Origin of the sequence: Mesorhizobium sp. M7A.F.Ca.US.011.01.1.1 (genome assembly GCF_003998295.1) — a bacterium.
GTDB lineage: Bacteria > Pseudomonadota > Alphaproteobacteria > Rhizobiales > Rhizobiaceae > Mesorhizobium.
Genome location: NZ_RZRT01000147.1, coordinates 1 through 2,260 on the forward strand (window position 1 = coordinate 1; position 2,260 = coordinate 2,260).

The window sequence follows — 2,260 nt, forward strand, 5'->3', positions numbered from 1 at the left end:
TCCCGCTTGTCTAACTTCCGAACGGTGTCGGGCACGCCGAGCTCGCGTGCGAGCTCTGAGAAGGAATCGAGCTTCGCCATCTGGGTAGGCGACGTCGCCACGCGGAGATAGCCGTGCTCCTCCCACCAAACATCTCGCCCTGGCGCGGTCGCGAACGCGGCGAGCTTTCTCTGGGCTAGGGTCCCCAGGCGGCCGGATTCTAGTGCCTTCTCCACCCCGAAGAGAGGTACGAGCGTGGGCAGAGCGCCCCAGTAGCCGTGCACGTTTCCGCCATTGCGGCTGCTGGCTCCGTCGCCACACCTACAGGCTTCGAAAATTGCCACTCGCAGGTTGGGAGAGGCCTGTCTCAAGGTCAGCGCCGTCCACAATCCCGTGAACCCGCCGCCAACGATGAGGACGTCCGCCTCGATCCGACCCGAGAGCGCTGGTCGATTGGGGGATGGGTTGGAGGACTTCACGTCGTTCTGCCACCAGGCGAACTCGTGTGCCAGATTGGAAGGGATCGCCTCTATAAGCTTGAGCTGGCTCACTGGACGGCGCTCCTTCGGTTCCCCCGCATGATGTCTGCCGTGCGTTCACCGATCATGATGGTCGGCGCGTTCAGATTGCCGGAAACGACACGCGGCATGATGGACGAGTCGGCGACCCTCAGGCCGTCGATCCCCCGAACTCGCAACTGGGTGTCGACGACGGCCATGTCGTCATTGCCCATGCGGCATGCCCCAGAAGGATGGAGTGCGCCCTGGCCCGTCTCGCGGACGAACTGCATGCGCTCGGCCTTCGTCTTGAGCACTTCGCCGGGACGATATGGACGGGAGACGTACTTCTCCATGGACCGCTGACGAAGAATTTCCTGCCCGATGCGAACACCTTCTGCCAGGCATTCGACATCGTATTCTTCGGCGAGATAATTGGGGTTGACCGACGGGAAGACCATCGGATCGGAGCTCTTGAGCGTCACCCAACCCCGTGACCGCGGGCGGCTCTGGTAGACGTTGGTCGTGCATCCGTTGCCGCTTGGGACCGACTCCGAACCTTCTTCGACACCTGCGCCGGGAAGAAAGTGGTACTGGAGGCTTGGGAGCGGGTCCTTGTCGTCGCCGTACCAGAGCAAGCCACCTTCGCAGATGTTGGAAGTCACCGGTCCGTTGCGGAAGAGTGCATACTGGAGGCCTGCGAGGGCCTGCCATCTAAGCTTTTTGTATTTGTCGTAGGAGTGCGCACCGGACAGTTCGTAGATCAGAAACATGTCGAAGTGATCCTGCAGGTTCTGGCCGACGCCCGGCAGATCGTGGACCACCTGGACGCCCGCTTGCTTGAGATGGTTTGCGGGCCCAATCCCCGACACCATAAGCAGATGGGGCGAGCCGATCGCGCCGGAGCACACGACGACTTCGCGCTCGGCGCGGGCCGTTATGATCTGCCCCTTGCGAAGATATTGGACGCCGACGGCCCGGCCATTCTCCACGATGATCTTGAGCGTCTTCGAGCGCGTGTGGATCGTGAGGTTCTTTCGGTTTCGCGCGGGCTTGAGGTAGGCTGTGGCCGCGCTGCAGCGAAGACCGTTGCGCATGGTCACCTGATAGAAGCCGACGCCAGCCTGAGAACCTGAATTGAAATCCGGGTTGAAGTTGATGCCCATTTCCTGTGCCGCGCGCGCCCAAGCCTTCGTGAGATAGTGGGTGTGACGCTGGTCGGATACGCCCAGCGGACCTCCGACACCGTGGACATCGCCGCTGAACCGTTCGTTGTCCTCGGCTTTCTTGAAATATGGCAGGACATCCTTGTAGCCCCAGCCCTCGGCCCCGTCCTGCACCCAGTTCTCGTAGTCCTGGGGGCAGCCACGCATGTACACCATGGCATTGACGGAACTGCCTCCGCCAAGTACGCGTCCCTGGACGAATTCGGGCTCAAGCCCGCCCTGGTGAACCTGCGGGTCCAGCTTGTAGCGGGTGAGCATGTTGCCCTTCGACGTCTTGTAGTATGTGACGGGCATGTGGATGTAGGGGTTCCAGTCGCTGTCTCCCTGTTCGAGGAGCAACACTTTGCTGTCGCTGTCCTCGCTGAGGCGGGACGAAATGGTACAACCGGCAGAACCGCCGCCCACGACAATGTAATCGTACATTTTCAAATTCCTTTGCGGTTGCGATGACCGCAAATTTAAGCTGCGAGCACGACGACGGACTCTGGCTTCCAGCTTAGAGTTACGTCTGTACCCACTGAATACCGGATGCCGGCTGCGGAACGTGCCTCCTGACAC

General features: G+C 61.1%; 2 protein-coding genes. Both read right to left on the reverse strand.

Annotated features, from left to right (window positions below):
• The coding region (locus EOA13_RS36845) for an FAD-dependent oxidoreductase (protein ID WP_127298013.1) at nucleotides 1-530 on the reverse strand (530 nt) is incomplete at its 3' end.
• Nucleotides 527-2,125, reverse strand: a complete 1,599-nt coding sequence (locus EOA13_RS36850; protein ID WP_127298014.1) for a GMC family oxidoreductase N-terminal domain-containing protein — start codon at nucleotides 2,123-2,125, stop codon at nucleotides 527-529. The genes EOA13_RS36845 and EOA13_RS36850, both read right to left, overlap by 4 nt.
• Nucleotides 2,126-2,260: the final 135 nt, after the last annotated feature.